General features: G+C 72.0%; 16 protein-coding genes. 10 read left to right on the top strand and 6 right to left on the bottom strand.

The features are described from left to right. Positions 1–44: 44 nt before the first annotated feature. Positions 45–833 carry a MerR family transcriptional regulator gene (locus J2X60_RS18355; RefSeq protein ID WP_309889568.1) on the bottom strand — a complete coding sequence of 263 codons (789 nt, stop codon included), beginning with the start codon at positions 831–833 and terminating at the stop codon, positions 45–47. 130 nt (positions 834–963) lie between these two features. Between J2X60_RS18355 and J2X60_RS18350 the strand changes: the two genes are divergently transcribed. The 4 genes from J2X60_RS18350 (at position 964) to J2X60_RS18335 (ending at position 4,866) form a co-directional block, all read left to right on the top strand. After that, positions 964–3,177 (top strand): APC family permease, encoded by a 2,214-nt coding sequence (locus J2X60_RS18350; protein ID WP_309889566.1) that lies wholly within the window; start codon positions 964–966, stop codon positions 3,175–3,177. Between the two features lie 11 nt (positions 3,178–3,188). After that, the gene (locus J2X60_RS18345) at positions 3,189–3,926 is read left to right on the top strand and encodes a hypothetical protein (RefSeq protein ID WP_309778428.1); all 738 of its coding nucleotides are present in this window, start codon (positions 3,189–3,191) and stop codon (positions 3,924–3,926) included. Between the two features lie 126 nt (positions 3,927–4,052). Further along, on the top strand, positions 4,053–4,316 hold the full coding sequence (locus tag J2X60_RS18340; protein ID WP_070416997.1) for a DUF3072 domain-containing protein: 264 nt from the start codon (positions 4,053–4,055) through the stop codon (positions 4,314–4,316). 109 nt (positions 4,317–4,425) lie between these two features. Next, positions 4,426–4,866, top strand: coding sequence for a DoxX family protein (locus J2X60_RS18335; protein WP_309889564.1), 441 nt, complete (start codon positions 4,426–4,428; stop codon positions 4,864–4,866). 22 nt (positions 4,867–4,888) lie between these two features. Here the strand turns inward: J2X60_RS18335 and J2X60_RS18330 are convergent, their stop codons facing one another. Continuing rightward, positions 4,889–6,052 (bottom strand): NAD(P)-binding domain-containing protein, encoded by a 1,164-nt coding sequence (locus J2X60_RS18330; protein ID WP_309889562.1) that lies wholly within the window; start codon positions 6,050–6,052, stop codon positions 4,889–4,891. Between the two features lie 158 nt (positions 6,053–6,210). Between J2X60_RS18330 and J2X60_RS18325 the strand changes: the two genes are divergently transcribed. After that, positions 6,211–6,432 carry a DUF3073 domain-containing protein gene (locus J2X60_RS18325; RefSeq protein WP_070417000.1) on the top strand — a complete coding sequence of 74 codons (222 nt, stop codon included), beginning with the start codon at positions 6,211–6,213 and terminating at the stop codon, positions 6,430–6,432. Positions 6,433–6,850: 418 nt separating this feature from the next. On the opposite strand, the gene purM is transcribed toward J2X60_RS18325, so the two are convergent. After that, positions 6,851–7,945 carry a phosphoribosylformylglycinamidine cyclo-ligase gene (gene purM, locus J2X60_RS18320; RefSeq protein ID WP_309889560.1) on the bottom strand — a complete coding sequence of 365 codons (1,095 nt, stop codon included), beginning with the start codon at positions 7,943–7,945 and terminating at the stop codon, positions 6,851–6,853. 73 nt (positions 7,946–8,018) lie between these two features. On the opposite strand from purM, the gene purF reads away from it, so the two are divergent. Next, entirely contained in the window at positions 8,019–9,476 is a 1,458-nt protein-coding gene (purF, locus tag J2X60_RS18315; protein WP_071294476.1) for an amidophosphoribosyltransferase, read from the top strand. 86 nt (positions 9,477–9,562) lie between these two features. Here the strand turns inward: purF and J2X60_RS18310 are convergent, their stop codons facing one another. After that, a complete protein-coding gene (locus J2X60_RS18310; protein ID WP_083295078.1) occupies positions 9,563–9,958 on the bottom strand; it encodes a hypothetical protein in 396 nt (131 codons plus the stop codon). Positions 9,959–10,065: 107 nt separating this feature from the next. Here J2X60_RS18310 and J2X60_RS18305 point away from each other — a divergent pair, with 107 nt between their 5' ends. Next, positions 10,066–12,639 carry a LuxR C-terminal-related transcriptional regulator gene (locus tag J2X60_RS18305; RefSeq protein WP_309778416.1) on the top strand — a complete coding sequence of 858 codons (2,574 nt, stop codon included), beginning with the start codon at positions 10,066–10,068 and terminating at the stop codon, positions 12,637–12,639. A 398-nt stretch (positions 12,640–13,037) separates the two neighbouring features. On the opposite strand, the gene J2X60_RS18300 is transcribed toward J2X60_RS18305, so the two are convergent. Then, on the bottom strand, positions 13,038–13,400 hold the full coding sequence (locus J2X60_RS18300) for a sterol carrier family protein (RefSeq protein WP_071294508.1): 363 nt from the start codon (positions 13,398–13,400) through the stop codon (positions 13,038–13,040). Positions 13,401–13,457: 57 nt separating this feature from the next. On the opposite strand from J2X60_RS18300, the gene purD reads away from it, so the two are divergent. Together purD and J2X60_RS18290 are read left to right on the top strand one after the other, a co-directional pair. Continuing rightward, entirely contained in the window at positions 13,458–14,726 is a 1,269-nt protein-coding gene (gene purD, locus J2X60_RS18295) for a phosphoribosylamine--glycine ligase (protein WP_229085417.1), read from the top strand. Further along, entirely contained in the window at positions 14,723–15,592 is an 870-nt protein-coding gene (locus J2X60_RS18290; protein WP_309889557.1) for a phosphoribosylaminoimidazolesuccinocarboxamide synthase, read from the top strand. Before purD ends, J2X60_RS18290 begins: the two co-directional genes overlap by 4 nt. 150 nt (positions 15,593–15,742) lie before the next feature. Here J2X60_RS18290 and J2X60_RS18285 read toward each other — a convergent pair whose 3' ends face one another. Beyond that, positions 15,743–16,936: a SpoIIE family protein phosphatase gene (locus J2X60_RS18285; protein ID WP_309889555.1), complete on the bottom strand. Its 1,194-nt coding sequence runs from the start codon at positions 16,934–16,936 to the stop codon at positions 15,743–15,745. 96 nt (positions 16,937–17,032) lie between these two features. Between J2X60_RS18285 and J2X60_RS18280 the strand changes: the two genes are divergently transcribed. Then, positions 17,033–17,356: a hypothetical protein gene (locus J2X60_RS18280; protein WP_070417010.1), complete on the top strand. Its 324-nt coding sequence runs from the start codon at positions 17,033–17,035 to the stop codon at positions 17,354–17,356. Positions 17,357–17,479 lie beyond the last annotated feature (123 nt).

Below are 17,479 nucleotides of genomic sequence, written 5' to 3'. Positions count from 1 at the left end.
GACCCGCGCCTCCAGGCAGCCCGCCAGGAGGCGCGGGTCGTCCGTCACAGACCGCGGTCGGCCAGGGCGTGCATCGCGTCCCGCAGGGCGCGGGCGGCACCCGCGCCTGCCCACTCGAAGGCGTGCGTGAACCGTTCGTCCTGCACGTACATGTCACCGAGCGTGCGGAACCGGTCGGCGGTGAGCTCGGCCGGGGGCGTCGCCTCGGCGAGCCAGGCGAACTGACGCCGCGCGAGTGCCGTGCCGGCCTCCGACGCCGGACCCGCGCCCGACGCGGCGAGCGCTGCGGCGTCCTGCGCGATCGCCCGCTGTTCTGCCTGGAAGGCCTCCTTCGCGGCGGCGTCCTTCGACTCCCACCAGCGTGCGCCTCGGTCCCAGGCCGCGGGCCCCCAGCGCTCCTCGACCTCCTGCCGGAAGCGCGTCTGGTCGAACCCGTCGAACGTGTCGGTGCCGTTCATGTCCTGTCCTTCCTCGAGCCTCGTGATGGTGGTCCGCACGGCCGCGAGCTGCCGCGCGAGCCGGTCGCGCTCGCGTTCGAGCCACGCGACGTGCGCCGTGAGGGCCGCGACGTCGTCCTGCTCGCCGTCGAGGACCCGGCCGACGTCGGCCAGCCCGAGTCCGAGCCCGCGCAGCAGGAGGATCCGTTGCAGCCGGACCAGCGCGCGGTCGTCGTAGCGTCGGAGCCCGCCCTCGCCGACCGCGGTCGCCGGCAGCAGGCCGATCGCGTCGTAGTGCCGGAGCGTGCGGCTCGACACACCGGCGGAACGCGCCACGTCGGCGATGCCGTGCGGTGCTTTCGCAGCTGCGGCTGCCGTGTCTGTCGAATCCCTCATGCAGGCCACGGTAGAGGTTGACGCTGCGTCAACTGCAAGGGGTTTCCGGGGTGCGCCCGACCCGAACCGGCACGGACGGGGAATACCACCGGGGTCGGCCGTGTTGACTCGCGCCCGGAAATGAGTAGGTTTGCCGCTCGTGACGAACGAGATCCGGTCGTTGAAAGCGCGACTGATCGGGGATCCCCTCCCCTCCGAGAAGCTCGAGGGACAGCTCCTCCCGAAGCACCTGGCACTGCCGATCTTCGCGAGTGACCCGCTGTCCTCCGTGGCGTACGCGCCGCAGGAACTCCTCATGATCCTGCTGCTCGGCGGGATGGCGTTCCTGACGTTCGCCCCGTGGGTCGCCGCCCTCGTCGTGCTGCTGCTCGTCGTGGTCGTCGCGTCCTACCGACAGCTCATCAAGGCGTACCCGTCCGGCGGCGGCGACTACGAGGTGGCGCACCGGAACCTCGGCGAGAAGGCGGGGCTCGTCGTGGCCTCCGCACTGCTCGTCGACTACGTCATGACGGTGGCGGTCTCGGTCGCGTCCGGCGTGGACAACATCATCTCCGCGCTCCCGTTCCTCAACGAGTTCCGGGTCGAACTGGCCCTGGTGTTCGTCGTGCTCCTCGCCGCCGCGAACCTCCGGGGCGTCCGCGAGTCGAGCAAGGCCTTCGCCGTGCCGACCTACCTGTTCGTGGCGAGCGTGTTCGTGATGGTCGTCGTCGGGCTCGCCCGGGCAGCACTGGGCAACGCCCCGGTCGCCGAGTCTGCCGCGTACACGGTGCAGAACGTCGAGCACACGACGCAGGCGGCGTTCATCCTGCTGCTCCTCCGCGCGTTCGCGTCCGGCTGTTCGGCGCTGACCGGTGTCGAGGCGATCGCGAACGGCGTGCAGGCGTTCCGCCGCCCGAAGATCAAGAACGCGCAGATGACCCTCGTGTTCATGGGGTCGATCGCGATCGTGCTGTTCGTCGGTCTCATCACGCTCGCCCTCATCTCCCGCGTGCACTACGCCGAGAGCGCGTGCGACCTGCAGGGTTTCGCGCAGTGCGCCACGACGCCGCAGCGTTCCCTGATCGCGCAGATCGCTGCCGCGACGTTCGGCGACAACACGGTCCTCTTCTTCGTGATCCAGGCGACCACCGCGGCGGTGCTGCTGCTCGCCGCCAACACGGCGTTCAACGGGTTCCCGCTACTCGGGTCGATCCTCGCTCGCGACTCGTACGCCCCGAAGGCCCTGTCGACCCGCGGCGACCGGCTCATCTACTCGAACGGCGTGATCGTGCTCGCCCTCGTCGCGGCGGCGTTGCTGATCGTGTACCGGGCGAACGTCACGAGCCTCATCCAGCTCTACATCATCGGTGTGTTCGTGTCGTTCACGCTCGGGCAGACCGGGATGATCGTGCACTGGACGCGGTTGCTGCGGGCGGACCGGGCGGGCACCGCGGATGGTCCGGTCCACCGTGGGCAGGTCATGCGCTCCCGTGCCATCAACGCCACCGGCGCCACCTTCACGTTCGTCGTCCTCGTCATCGTCACGATCACGAAGTTCACGCACGGCGCCTGGCTCGTGTTCCTGATCATGCCGATCCTGTTCGTGCTCATGCTCGGCGTGAACCGGTACTACCGCGATGTCTCGCACGAGATCGAGGCCGACGAGGAGACCCGGTTCGGCGCGACCGGCGACCACGCGATCGTCCTGGTGAACAAGCTGCAGAAGCCCGTGCTCAAGGCCCTCGACTACGCGATCGCCGCGAAGCACGCGAGCTTCGAGGCCCTGCACGTCGCGATCGACGACGCCGATGCGGCCCGGCTCCGGGCGCAGTGGGAGGAGTACGGCATCGAGGTCCCTCTGACCATCGTGCCGAGCCCCTACCGCGACATCTCGATGCCGCTCATCAAGTACATCAAGGCGCACCGGATGGAGCACGGCTCCGAGGTCGTGACCGTCTACACGCCGGTCTTCATCGTCGGGCACTGGTGGGAGACCTTCCTCCACAACCACCGCGGTCGCCGCATCCGGAAGAAGCTGCTGCTCGTGCACGGCGTGACCGTCGCGCTCGTGCCCTGGCTGCTCGACTCCTCCGAGCTCCTGTACGGCCGGCGATCCCGCCCGCTCCCCGGCCAGGAGCGTCGCGGCGAGCCGATCCGCCCCGCACTCCGCCGCTCCCCGCACGGCGTCGTCCAGCACGACGCCGAGGACGACCGTCTGCTCCGGTCGGCCCAGCGGAACAGCCTGCAGCCGCGCCGCGCGACCCGTCCGGCCGGTCCCGCCGAGGGCGTCGACCCGACCCAGTGCACCGGTGAGATGCACGTCCTCGTCCCGTCGCCTCCACGCGGCGACGGTCGCTCGTCGTAGCATCTGTCGTCATGACGATCTCCGACCTGCGCACGTTCGCCACGTTCGACGGGCACGGCGGCAAGGTCTCGAAGCGCGTCGAGGTGCTCGACCACGAGCCGACGCCCGGCGGCCCGCACGAGGGACTCGTCGCCGTCCGCGGCCCGCACCCCCTCGGCGCGCTCGACGAACGGGCGGCCGAGGACTCGACGCACCGCATCGGCTGGGTCGACCCGACAACGCTCCGCGACTGGTACCGCCCGGACCGCGTGGTGGTCTCCCGGATCGAGGCGCGTCGGTCCGGCATCGAGCCCGGCACGTACGCGGATTCACGCGGTCGCGGTCGGGTCCGGATCGACGGTCTGGAGGCGCGGCTCGCCCCCGACGGTCGGCCCGCCTTCCGCGCACTGGCGGGTTCCGCGGACGCCCCGGTCGTCGACGTGCCGCTCCCCACCGACCAGGCGGTGCGGCTCGTGGCGGTGCGCGCGGTCGACGAGGGCCTCGAGATCGTGACCACCCCGGTGTCGCCGTTCCTGTCGCCCGGTCGGTACCCGGCCTTCGGCGACGACGTCGTGGGGCTGCCGCCGCGCTCGGGCACCGGGCACGTCCTGGTCCGCGCTGCCGTCCTGATCGACGGCACCCTGCACGAGGTCGAGCGGATCGACGAGCGTGCCGCGACGATCTGGATCCGCCGCGAGGACCGGTCGGTCCCGATCGCGGTGAGCTCGGTCGGCCCGGACCTGGTGCGGTACACCGCGGTCGCGGACTGACCGTGGGTGCTGCCACGGGCGTGGGCGCTGCCACGGGCGGGGGCGCTGCCACGGGCGGGGGCGCCGTGTGTCCGGGGGACGCCACGGTGGGCGTTCCGGTCGGGGGTGCGGCGTAGCGTCCACGCCATGAGTGACGCAGACCCGATCGACGACCGCACCGACCAGCCCGAGACCCTCGGCGGAGCCCGCCCCGACCCCAGCACCGACGCCAGCAAGGACCCCGAGCAGTGGGTCACCGGTGACGAGCCCATGACCGGGCCGCAGCGCAGCTACCTCGACACCCTCGCCCGCGAGGCAGGCGAGGAACTCCCCGCCGACCTCACCAAGGCCGAGGCCTCGGAACACATCGACCGCCTGCAGCAGCAGACCGGACGCGGCGCCGATTCCTGAACGCGGGTCCGCGCTTCTGCGGACCCGGGCCTGGGCATGTTCTGGTGATGTCCGGGAAGTCCCCCGGACGGGGGTGGATGATGACGCGTCACCGGTTAGCTTCGACGGCATGCGAACGACATCGACCTCCATCGGCCTGACCGCGCTCCGCATCGTCCTCGGCGTGGTGTTCATCGCCCACGGCGCCCAGAAGTTCGCGCAGGGGATCGGCTCCGTGTCCCAGGGCTTCTCCGGCATGGGCGTCCCCCTCGCCGAGGTCGCGGCACCCCTCGTCGCCGGGCTCGAACTCGTCGGCGGGGCGTTCCTCGTGCTCGGCGTCGCGACCCGGATCGTGGGCGTGCTGCTCGCGGTCGACATGGTCGTGGCCGGCCTGCTCGCGCACGCGTCCGCGGGGTTCTACTCGCAGGACGGCGGGTTCGAGTACGTCCTCGTGCTCGCGGTGGCGTCCCTCGCGGTGGCGCTGACCGGGCCGGGGCGGTTCTCGCTCGACGCGGTGTTCCTGCTGGCCTCGCGCCGGCGTCGTGGCGTCGAGGAGCCCCTGCCCGCCTGACGCCCCCCGCCAGTGTGCGAGGTCAGTCGGACCCGACCGCCGGCGCCGAGCCCGCATCGTCATCCGCGAGCACGTCCATCACCTGCCGGGCGATCCGCCGCCCTGCACGGTTCGCCCCGATGGTCGACGCCTGCGGCCCGTACCCCGCGAGGAACAACCGCGGCTCGTCCACCGACCGACCGTCCTCGACCACGATGCCCCCGGCCGCGGTCCGCAGGTGCAGCGGCGCGAGGTGCCGCAGGTCCGCACGGAACCCGGTCGCCCAGATCACGGCGTCGGCGTGCACGTGCTCACCCTCGGCCGTGACCACACCGGTCTCGTCGAGCCGGGTGAACATCGGCGAGTCCCGCAGCACACCCCGCTCGAGTCCGGCACGGATCCGGCGCGACACGGGGACACCGGTGCCGGAGACGATGCTCGGCAGGGTCTCCCCCGCCCGGGCGGCCCGGTCCTGCTCGTCGACCGCCGCCACCGCGGACTCGAGGTCGAGCGCTGCCGACTCCGACCACACCACCGGCCGCCGGGTGAACCACCGGGTCCGCGCGGCGACGCCGTCGAGCTCGAGCAGGAACCCGATCGCGCTGGTGCCACCGCCGACGACCACCACGTCCTGACCGGCGAACTCCGCCGCACTCCGGTACTCCGTCGTGTCCAGCTGCCGACCCCCGAAGGCATCGCGACCCGGGTACCACGGGACGAACGGCGTGCCCCACGTCCCGGAGGCGTTCACGACGACCTCGGCACCGATCCTGCTCGTGCGCCCGTCGGCGGTCCGGACGGTGACGCACAGGCCTCCGGGCACTCCGGGGCTGTCCTCGATGCGCGACACGGACGACACCGAGACCGGACGGCGGACCCGCAGGTCGTAGTGCTGCTCGAAGCGCCGGTAGTACTCGCCGACGACGTCCCGGGCCGGTCGCGACCGGTCGGCGTCGTCGAACCGGAGGCCCATCGCGTTCATCCCGGGCAGGTCGTGCACGCGGTGCGCGGCTCCGAGGCGGAGGGCCTCCCACCGGAACTGCCAGGCGCCACCCGTGCTCGGCGCCCGGTCGAGCAGCACCAGATCGCTCCCCGGCGTCAGGCCGAGTCGGCGGAGGTGGTATCCCACCGAGAGGCCGGCCTGACCCGCCCCGATCACCACGACCCGGGCGTGCTGGTCGGCCGGGGCCTGCGCGTCGTCTGTCATCACTTCGATTCTGCTGTGGGCGGGGCCGTCGCGGCGACGTCCAGATCGGGGTACATGGTAGAGTGATCGGCAGATTTCAAACCACGAAACCGTTCGGTTCCCCGGGTGACTCCTCTCCCGCCAGGACCGGACCAGAGCCGATCACGAGGGGGTCACGCATGGGGCGCGGCCGTCAGAAGGCGAAGCACACCAAGGTCGCCCGGGAACTGAAGTACTTCAGCCCGGAGACGAACTACGGTGCGCTCGAACGAGAGCTCTCCGCCGGGCAACACTCGGACGAGAACTCCTACGTCGACCGCTGGGCAGACCAATACGGTGATGACCAGCTCGAAGAAGACGACGAGTTCGAACCGCAGCAGGACCAGAACAAGTCCGCCTGACCCAGGCTCGATGACGACGCCGCGCACCCTCCGGGGCAGCGCGGCGTTTCGTCGTGCGTGCCGCGGTGCTGCCCGCGTCTGACGTCGGCCGGGGCCCCGCGGACTCGGAACGACATCCTCGACGTCGTACGACAGCGACGATGTCGCACCCGCGCGCCCGCAACGACCCGCGCACGCGACGACCCGCGCGCGCAACGAACGACGAAGCCGAGGTCGTACGACAGCGACGATGTCGCACCCGCGCGTCCACAACGACCGGAGCGCGCAAGGAACGACGAATCCGAGGTCGCACGACCTGCCGCGCCCGTTCCGCCCCGGTCGCACGAACTGCCGCCCGGAAGGAGTCCGGACGGCAGTTCGTGCGACCTCGAGCCCGCGGCGCCCGCGCGGCGCGCCCGCGCGGCCCGCGCGCCCGCGCTCAGCCCGCGTACGCCCCCACGAGCCGCACCGCGCCGCCGTCGACGCCCTTCGCGCCCTGCTCGAACCCGTCGAGGTCACGCGCCGAGGTCGAGATCGTCCCGACCGCCCACGACGGCAGCCCGGCGGCCCCGAGCGACGCGATGACGTCCGACGCCGCAGCGGCCGACACGACCGCGAACATGCCGATGCCGAGGTTCCAGGTGCCCTCGGTGTCCTCGATGGGAGTGCCCGCCATCGACGCGAGCACACGGAAGACGGGGAGCGGCTCCCATGTGGAGCGATCGACCTCGACCCAGGACCCGACGGGCAGCACGCGCGCCAGGTTCGCCGCGATGCCACCGCCCGTGACGTGCGACAGCGAGTGCACGGCGCCCGGGTGCTGCTCGATGAGCGACAGCAGCGGCGTCGTGTAGAGGCGCGTCGGCTCGAGCAGGGCTTCCCCGACGAGGCCGCCGAGCTCCGGCAACGAGTCGGTGTACCCGACGCCGCGCGACGACAGGATGTGCCGCACGAGCGAGTACCCGTTGGAGTGCAGCCCGGAGGACTCGATCGCCACGACGACGTCGCCGTCCTGCACGAGGTGCGCGCCGAGCTGCGACCCGGCCTCGACCGCGCCGACCGCGGCACCGGCCACGTCGTAGTCGTCCGGCCCGAGCAGCCCGGGGTGCTCCGCCGTCTCGCCCCCGACCAGCGCGGTGCCGGTCTCCGAGCAGCCGCGGGCGATGCCGGCGACGATGTCCGCGATGCGCCCGGGGACGACCCGGCCGCAGGCGATGTAGTCCGTCATGAAGAGCGGCTTCGCGCCGACCACGACGATGTCGTCGACGACCATGCCGACGAGGTCCTGCCCGATCGTGTCGTGCTTGTCGATCGCCTGCGCGATGGCGACCTTCGTCCCGACGCCGTCGGTGGAGGTCGCGAGCAGCGGCCGTGAGAAGTCCTTCAGGAACGAGACGTCGTAGAGCCCGGCGAAGCCACCGACGCCGCCCAGGACCGACGGGGTGTGGGTGGCCGCGACTGCGGACTTCATGAGTTCGACGGCCAGGTCACCGGCGGCGGTGTCCACTCCGGCTTCGGCGTACGGGTTGGGCATGCTGAGTCCTTCGCGGTGACATGGCAGACTTGTTCGGTACCCCCCGATTCTACGGTCTGGAGCACACCCGCGAATGTGCGGCATCGTCGGCCTCGTTGCACAGGGCCCCGCCAACCAATCCATCTACGACGCACTGCTCCTCCTGCAACACCGGGGACAGGACTCGACGGGCATCGCCACGGTCGAGGGTCACATCCACCACATGCACAAGACCCGCGGTCACGTGCGGGAGTCCTTCCGCACCCGTGACATGCGCGCCCTGCTGGGCACCATGGGCCTCGGGCACGTCCGGTACGCCACCAAGGGTGCCGCCAGCAACGAGGAAGAGGCCCAGCCGTTCTACGTGAACGCGCCCTACGGCATCGTCCTCGTGCACAACGGCAACCTGACGAACACGCGGGAACTCACCCGTGAACTGTTCGACATCGACCGGCGGCACCTCAACACGAGTTCCGACACCGAGCTGCTGGTGAACGTGCTCGCGCACGAGCTCCAGGGCCAGGTGCGCGGCAAGGACCTCGACCCCGGGCAGGTCTTCGACGCCGTCGAGCGCGTGCACGAGCGGGTCGAGGGCTCCTACGCCGCCATCGCGACCATCGCCGGGCACGGGCTGCTGGCGTTCCGCGACCCGTTCGGCATCCGCCCGCTGATCCTCGGGCACAAGTTCGACGAGGCCGGCAAGCCGGAGTGGGTCGTCGCCTCCGAGTCCCTCGTGCTCGAGTCCGGCGGCTACGAGATCGTCCGCGACGTCGCCCCCGGTGAAGCGATCTTCATCGAGATGAACGGCCAGATGCACGCCCGTCAGTGCGCGAAGAACCCGCGCCTGGTGCCGTGCTCGTTCGAGTACGTCTACCTCGCCCGTCCCGACTCCGTGATGAACGGCATCTCGGTGTACGACGCCCGCCTCCGGCTGGGCAACCGCCTGGCGGACACGATCGCGCAGTACGCCCCCACCGGTGACATCGACGTGGTCATGCCGATCCCGGACTCGAGCCGCCCGGCCGCGATGCAGGTCGCGCAGAAGCTCGGCATCGAGTACCGCGAGGGCTTCTACAAGAACCGCTACGTCGGCCGCACGTTCATCATGCCGGGGCAGGCGGAGCGCAAGCGGTCCGTGCGCCAGAAGCTCAACGCGATGTCGTCCGAGTTCAAGGGCAAGAACATCCTCATCGTCGACGACTCGATCGTGCGCGGCACGACGAGCCGCGAGATCGTCGAGATGGCCCGCGCCGCCGGTGCGAACGAGGTCACGTTCACGAGCGCCGCTCCCCCGGTCCGGTACCCGCACGTCTACGGCATCAACATGCCGACCCGCGCGGAGCTCATCGCCCACGACCGGAAGATCCCGGAGATCAACAAGGTGCTCGGCAGCGACCACCTGATCTACCAGGAGATCGGCGACATGCGCGACGCGATCATCGAGGGCTCCGACGTCACGGATCTCGAGATGAGCTGCTTCACGGGCGAGTACGTCACGGGCACGGTCAGCCCGGAGTACCTGTCCTGGGTCGAGGCCAACCAGCTCAGCTGAGCGACGGTCGCGAACGCGACCCAGCAACGGACTGGAGGCGCGGTGCCAGCTGGCACCGCGCCTCCCGTCCGTTCGTCCGGTCGCGTCTACCGCGCCTGGTCGCCGTGGTCCTCGATCTCGCCGTCCACCGTCTCGGGCGGCAGCTCGACCTCGACGCGCTCCGCCGTGAGGCGAGCCGCACGGCGCGAGAACACGCGGTCCAGGACGACGGCGACGACCGCGCCGACGAAGGCGCCGATCGTGACGCCCCACAGGCTGAAGTACCCCACCAGGCTGCCGAAGCTCGCGGTCTCCTGCGTGTCCCCGCGGTCGATGTCCATGGTGAGCGACACCACGATGAGCGTCGCGATGAAGCCGAGCACCGCACCGCCCACGATGAAGACGCCGAACTTCGGGGCGCGACGGATCGTCACCTCGTCGGAGGAGGAGACGGCGTTCGGCGCCGGAGCCGGTCGTTCGTCGGGTCGATCGGTGTTGCTCACGGTCCCATTGTCCCCCACTGTGGGACGTGCTCCGGTCTGTGCGGCCAGGTCGATCCGGGAGAGGATGGTCCCTACCGATCGGTATCCACGGGGAGGAGGTACGGCAGATGCGCGAACGGACCACTCGTGGTTCCCGGATCCCGGCGCGGATCGGCTGGCCGATCCTCCAGCGTCGCGAGGAGGACCGAGCCGTCTCGGTCGTGGCCGAGCACCGGTGGAGCGTCGCGCTCGTCGGTGCTCCCGGTCTCGGCAAGAGCTCGGCCGCGGTGCGGGTCACCGACCGCGTCTCCGGGCGTGACACCTCCGGCCGGACCCTCGTCGTGCCGATCACCGCCGTCGCCGCCAGCCGCTCGATGCCGTTCGGCGCGGTGGCCGAGCGCTTCGGGGAGCTCCCCGGGTCGCTCGCCGAGCTCGTCGGTGCCGGCGGTGCCGAGCAGCGCCTGCGCGAGAGCGAGGAGCTCACCGACCGCGACGTCCTCCTGCGCGTCGACGACGCCGACCACCTCGACGCGATCTCGGCGCGGTACGTGGCATGGCTCGTCCGCGAGCAGGGCGCCCGTCTCGTGCTGACGTGCCGCGACTTCACCGCGCTCCCCGAACCCCTGCGCGCCCTGTGGCAGGACGACCTGCTGGAGCGCATCGACCTCGAACCGCTCGACCTGCACGAGACCTCGTCGCTCATCGCCGAGGCGCTCGGTGCCCAGCTCGAGACGGCGTCGGCGGAGCGGGTGCACCGTGCCACCGCCGGCAACCCGCTCTACATCCGCGAGGTCGTCCGGTCCGCACTCGCCTCCGGTGCCCTCGACCAGACCGCGACGGGCTGGTACTGGCGGGGCCGGGTGACGGCCTCGAACAGCCTCGCCGACATGTACCGGACCGAGCTCGGCTCACTGCCGGAGGACCTCCGCGACGTGGTCGACATCGTCGCCCTCGCGGATCCGATCCCCCTCGCGCGGCTGATCGGGCTCGTCAGCGGCGGGGACGTCGACCGGGTGGTGGCGCTCGGCCTCGTCCGCATCGACTCGCTCGACGACGGCGCCGCGGTCGTCCGTCCGTCGCACCCGCTCGTCGGCGAGGTCGTCCGGGCGCTCGTCCCGGTCGCCCGGCGCACGGCGCTGTTCGCCCGCGCCAACGCGTTCCGCACCGACCGCCCCGAGGGAGCCCCGCCGGCCGCCCGGCTCCGTGCCGCGCTGTGGTCGCTGGAGTGCGGCGTGCTGCCCCCGGTCGACCAGCTGCTCGATGCCGCCCAGGTCGCGGTCCGGCTGCAGGAGCACGAGAGCGGCATCGCCCTCGCCTCGGCGGCCCTGCGTACCACGCTCAGCCCGAGTGAACGGGTCGCCGCGCACTGCCTGCGGTCGCTCGCGCACTCGTACAGCACCGGTCGCGAGGCCGGTCGCGCCGACGCCGAGGCCGCCTGGGCCGTGGTGTGCTCGGCCCCGACCGAGGTCGACGACCACGCCGTGATCGAGGCGTGCGAGACCCTCGCGAACATCCGGCAGTTCCACGACGACGACGTCCTCGCCGCGGTGGCCCTGACCGACGTCGCCGCACGGTTCGTCTCCGGCGACGCCGCCGAACGGCTCCGGCTGCTCCGACTCGCCCACCTCGGCTGGGGCGGCAGCTTCGACGAGGTCCGTGCCGAACTCGAGCGCTCGGGCATCGTGCACGCGGCGACGGTGCCGTTCGCCTTCCTCTGCCTGGCGCCGTGCGCGGTGATGGCCCTCGCGACCGGAGGGCGGCTGGACGAGGCGGCGGCGTTCGGCCGGGCCTGCCTGGCGACCGCGGTCGAGCACCTCGAGGACGCCCCCTGGAGCGTCGGCGAGATCGTCTCCGTGCTGCACCAGCTCCAGGTCTGGCGGGGCGACATCGCCGACCTCATCACCGAGGTCCCGGTCCGCCGGTCCAGCCCCTACCTGAAGTACGACTTCACGCTCGAGCTCATCGGCGAGGGCAACCTCGCGCTCGGCCAGCGGCGCTGGGACGACGCCATCGCCGCGTTCTCCGCCGCCTGCGAGCGGTACGACGTGGCGGACCACGGCGGGTTCGCGGCCTACCCGTGGGCACGGCTCGCGATGTCGTACGCCTACGCCGGCCGCGCCGAGGATGCGTCCGCTGCGCTCGACCGCGCCCGCTCGACGCCACTCCGGGCGATGCGGATCATCGGCGAGCAGGTCGCGGTGACGATCGCCTGGACCGAGGCGGTCCTCGGCAACCCGGCGGGCCTGCGGCACGCGGACGACATCATCGAGCGCGGGACGGCGAGCGGGTCCTGGACGCACGTCATGTACGCGCAGACGCTGCACTACACGAACGACATGCTGAACGGGCGGGACTCCGCCGCGTCCCTCGAGCGGATGCGCGACGCCGCCGCCCGGGTCGACGGACCGCTCGCGGGAGCCATCGTCGAGTACGCCGAGGCGATCCGCGCCGACGAGCGGACCCGGATCATCGCGGCCCAGGGCGTGCTCGCGTCGCACGGGATGGCGGTGTCGGCCGGACGGGTGAAGCCGCCGCTGACCAACCGCGAGTACGAGGTCGCCGAGCTCGCCGCACAGGGCATGAGCAACCGCCGCATCGCCGAGGTACTCGGCCTCAGCGTGCGGACGATCGACGCCCATCTGTCGCGGGTGTTCACGAAGTGGGACCTGCACGCGCGCACGGAGCTCGCCGAGCTGCTCTGATCGGCGAGTCGTCCGGGCGCAACCGCGCCTCCGGAAGCCGCAGGTTCGTTGCGGAATGCAGCACGACTCGCCGGAACGGTTGACAGGATGTACGGAATGTCGCGTACCTTTGACCCTGTCGCCGGGTTCGGACCCGTTCGGGTCGGGTCCGAATCCCGGCGACTTCTACGGTATTCGCCGGGTCGGTGACGTCACATCAGTAGGTACTACCTAATTCGGTGAGGCCGTCTAAGTACTTGCGTCCGTATGGACCAGGAGGCGCGGGGCGGGCTGGCACCGTTCCTCCCGTCCGACACACGCGACCGTCTGCTGGCTGCTCCGGACCGTCTGCTGTCCCGTTTCGGGGCCGTCTGCTGTCCCGTTTCGGGGCCGTCTGCTGTCCCGTGTCGACGGCCGTCTCAGACGGCCAGACGCACCGGCAGGAAGTCCGTCAGGTCCGCACGTGACCCGGACGCGCTGACGCGCGACTGCGCGACGGCCTCGTCCCAGCGCAGCTCGCCGGTGGCGAGCGCGAGCCACGTCGCCGCGTCCGTCTCGACCACGTTCGGCGGCGTCCCACGGGTGTGCCGGGGACCGGGGACGGCCTGGACCGCCGCGAACGGCGGGACCCGCACCTCGACGCTGTTGCCGGGCACGTCCTCCGCGAGGCGCTGCAACGACCACCGCACCGCAGTCGCCAGGGTCGGCCGAGCGGTGGCCCCCTGCTGCACGGCGGTGAGCGCGGCGCGACCCTCCGCGTCCTCGATCCTCCTGGGTGGCATGTCCACAGGCTAGCCGTCGCATCGCAACGGGCGAGTCGGGATCGGTAGGGTGATCGGGTGCGAATCCTCGTCCTCGGTTCCGGTGCCCGCGAGCACGCGATCATCACGGCCCTCCTCGCGGAGCAGGCCGGTCACGTCATCACCGCAGCGCCGGGCAACGCCGGCATCGCGGCCGACGTCGAGACCGTCTCGATCGACCCGACGAACGGTGCCCTCGTCGCCGAGTACGCGCTCGAGAACGGTGTCGAACTCGTCGTCGTCGGGCCAGAGGCGCCGCTCATCGCCGGTGTCGCCGATCCGGTCCGCACGCGGGGCATCCCGGTGTTCGGTCCGAGCAAGGCCGCCGCGCAGCTCGAGGGCTCCAAGGCCTTCGCGAAGCGGATCATGTCCGAAGCGGCGGTGCCCACCGGACGCCCGGTGTACGCCGGCACCGTCGACGAGGCCGTCGCCGCGATCGACGAGCTCGGCGCCCCCTACGTCGTGAAGGCGGACGGTCTCGCCGCCGGCAAGGGCGTCCTCGTGACCGAGGACCGCCAGGCAGCGATCGACCACGCCACCTACTGGCTGCAGCACGGCCACGTCGTGGTCGAGGAGTTCCTCGACGGCGAAGAGGTCTCCCTGTTCTTCCTGAGCGACGGGCACGACGTCCGGCCGCTCAGCCCCGCACAGGACTACAAGCGACTGGGCGACGGCGACGTCGGGCCGAACACCGGCGGCATGGGCGCGTACTCGCCGCTGCCCTGGCTCGCAGACCGCTGGGCGTCCGAGCAGGCCTTCGTGGACGAGGTCACCGACCTGGTCGCGCTCCCCACCGTCCGCCGGCTCGAGCACGAGGGCACGCCGTTCGTCGGCCTCCTGTACTGCGGACTCATCGTCACCGAGCAGGGCGTCCGGGTCATCGAGTTCAACGCGCGCTTCGGCGACCCGGAGACCCAGGTCGTCCTCCCCCGCCTGGCGACCCCGCTGAGCGGGCTGATGCTCGCCGCGGCCACCGGGCAGCTCGGGGGCACCCCGGCGCCGTCGTTCCGCGACGAGGCCGCCGTGACGGTCGTGCTCGCGAGCGAGGGGTACCCGGAGAACCCGCAGACCGGTCGGCCGATCACCGGGATCGACGCCGCGAACGCGCGCGAGGGGGTCTCCGTCGCGCACGCCGCCACCGGGGTCCTCGACGACCAGCTCGTGGCGACCGGGGGGCGGGTGCTGAGCGTCGTCGCCACCGGGTCCTCCTTCGCCGAGGCCCGCGACCGCGCCTACGCCGGCCTGGGCGACATCACGCTCGCGGGAGCGCAGTTCCGCACCGACATCGCCGCGAAGGTCGCCCGATGAGCCCGGCGCCCGTCCTCGACGGCTGGCAGCACGTCTCCTCCGGCAAGGTCCGCGAGCTCTACGTCCCCTCCGGCACCGCCGACGTCGCGAGCGCCACCGAGCTGCTCCTCGTCGCATCCGACCGGGTGAGCGCCTACGACTTCGCGCTCGAGCCGCCGATCCCGGGCAAGGGCGAGTTCCTCACCCGGCTGTCCCGCTTCTGGTTCACCCAGCTCGCCGACGTGCCGAACCACCTCATCGCGCCGTCCGCCGGCGGGACCCCGGTGCCGTCGTCGGTAGCACCCCGCTCCATGCACGTCATGCCGCTCGAGATGTTCCCGGTCGAGTGCGTCGTCCGCGGGTACCTCGTCGGCAGCGGGTGGGCCGAGTACCAGCAGTCCGGCAGTGTCTGCGGCGTGCCCCTCCCCGCCGGTCTGTCGAACGGCGACCAGCTGCCCGAACCGATCTACACGCCGGCGTACAAGGCGCCGCAGGGCGAGCACGACGAGAACATCTCCTTCGAGCAGACGGTCGACCTCGTCGGGTCCGACGTCGCGACGCAGCTGCGGGACCTCTCGCTCCGCGTCTACTCCGAGGCGGCGGCGATCGCGCTCGGCCGCGGGGTGGTCATCGCGGACACGAAGTTCGAGTTCGGGCGCGATGCGTCGGGGCAGATCCGGATCGCCGATGAGGTCCTGACGAGCGACTCCAGCCGCTACTGGGACGCCCGGTCGGGGAACCGCACGGAGTCGTTCGACAAGCAGATCGTGCGGGACTGGCTCAGCGCGAACTGGGATCGGCAGGGGACGCCGCCGGTGCTGCCCGAGGCGATCGTGGCGCGGACGGCCGAGCGCTACCGCGAGCTCATCGAGCGCCTGGGCGCGTAGCGCCCGCGCGGCGCCGCGCGGCGGGCCGTCGCGGCCGCGAGCGGGCACAACACGCCGCTCACGTCCGGCGAGGGCGCACGAAGTGCCGCCCGCCGGCGCCGGGCGCGACAGATTTTGCCCTCTCGGCACCCCCGCCCCGCCCGCGCCGCCTCAGTCGCGCGCGACGACCACGACCGTCAGGTCGTCCCCCGGGTCGTGCGTCGCCGCACGCGCCCGCACCCGCCCGAAGAACACGTCGAGCTCCGGCGCGTCCCGCCACATCGCCCCGAGCGCACCGAGGGACGCGAGCGTGGAGTCCCACAGCTCGAGCGCCCCGTCGCTCACGACGATGAGGACGTCCCCGCGCTCCAGCTCGAGCGTCCCGGTGACCCGCGCGGCACCGACCGGGTGCAGCCCGATCGGCAGGTCGTACGAGCGCAGCACGGTCTCCGTGCCGTCCGCGTGCAGGTGCAGCACGAGACCGTGCCCGGCGTCGGTGAACTCCATCCGCCCGGTCGAGGTCGTCAGGCGGCCGTGGAACAGCGTCGCGAAGGACTCGGCACGACCGAAGTCCGGGGCGACCTGGGCCTCGAGCGCCGCCACGGCATCACGGGACGACGAGGTCCCCCGGGCGAGCAGCGCTCCACGGATGGTCGCGGCGAGGAGCCCGGCGGACATCCCCTTGCCCATGACGTCGGCGACGGTCACCGAGAGCGACGCCCCGTCGACGTGCCAGTCGTGGAAGTCACCGGACACAACCCCGTGCGGCTTGGACATGCCGCCGACGCGGTACCCGGGCAGGTCGACACCGGCCGGTTCGAGTCCGGCGAGCACCGAGCGGAGACGGTCCTCGTCGGCGCCGGCGGCGAGCTCGCGCTCCGCCCATACGCCGAGCTCCTGCAGCAGCGCGAGGTCGTCGTCGTCGAGCGTGCGCGGTGCCGGGTCGATGAGGCAGAGCGTGCCGACCTTGACGTCGTCGTCGCCCACCCGCAGGGGCACCCCGGCGTAGAACCGCACGTTCGGGTCGTCGACGACCATCGGCATGTCGGAGTACCGGACGTCGGCGCGGGCGTCGGGGACCACGACGGGGCCGTCGACCGCGAGGGTCCGACCGCAGAACGTGTCGTGGAGCGGGATGGTCGGGCCGAACACCGTGTCGCTCTGCTGCGACTTGATGAAGACCTCGGACTCCCCCGCGAGGTTGAGGAACGAGCCGGTGACGCCGAACGCCTCGCGCGCGATCCGCGTGATCCGTTCGAAGCGTTCCTCGGGCCCGCCCTCGACCACGTCCAGCGCGGCGAGGAGCGCTGCCCGCCGGACGGCGTCCGTGGCGGGTCGGTCGGTGACGACGGGCTCGTGGTGCATGCACCCACGCTAACGCGCCTACCGGACAGTGGCCGTCCCCAGTACGGAGGACGTGCGCGGTCCCCAGGGTCCCTGGCGCGGCGTAGCCTTGCCGACGTGCTCCGACGTGTCGCCCCCGTGTTCGTCCTCGGCGTCGCCGCGGTCCTGACGCTCACCGGCTGCGGTGCGCACGACTCCACCGGGCAGCTGTCCGTGACCGTGTCGGCCAACGCCGCGGACCACCCCTACGAGGTGAAGGTCTTCACCGCCGAGACCGGGAAGCTCTCCGAGCACCAGCGGGTGTTCCCGGGCGGCACCGCGGACTTCGCCGGCGTACCGCTGGGCAAGGTGACCGTGCGGGCGAACGAGCTCTGCCCGCAGGAGGCGACCGTGTCGAACGGCGAGGTCGCGACGGTCACGTTGACGACGACGGGCTGCTGACGCACAGGAGGCGGGGGGGGGGGGGGGCCCCCCCCCCCCCCCCCCGGGGGGGGGGGGGGGGGGCCCCCCCCCCCCCGCCCCCCCCCCCCGGGGGGCCCCCCCCCCCCCCCGCGGGCCCCCCCA

The sequence above is a fragment of the Curtobacterium sp. 320 genome (genome assembly GCF_031455235.1).
Lineage (GTDB): Bacteria > Actinomycetota > Actinomycetes > Actinomycetales > Microbacteriaceae > Curtobacterium.
Note: the sequence above shows the minus strand (reverse complement) of the source record. Positions and strands in the feature narration are given on the sequence as shown.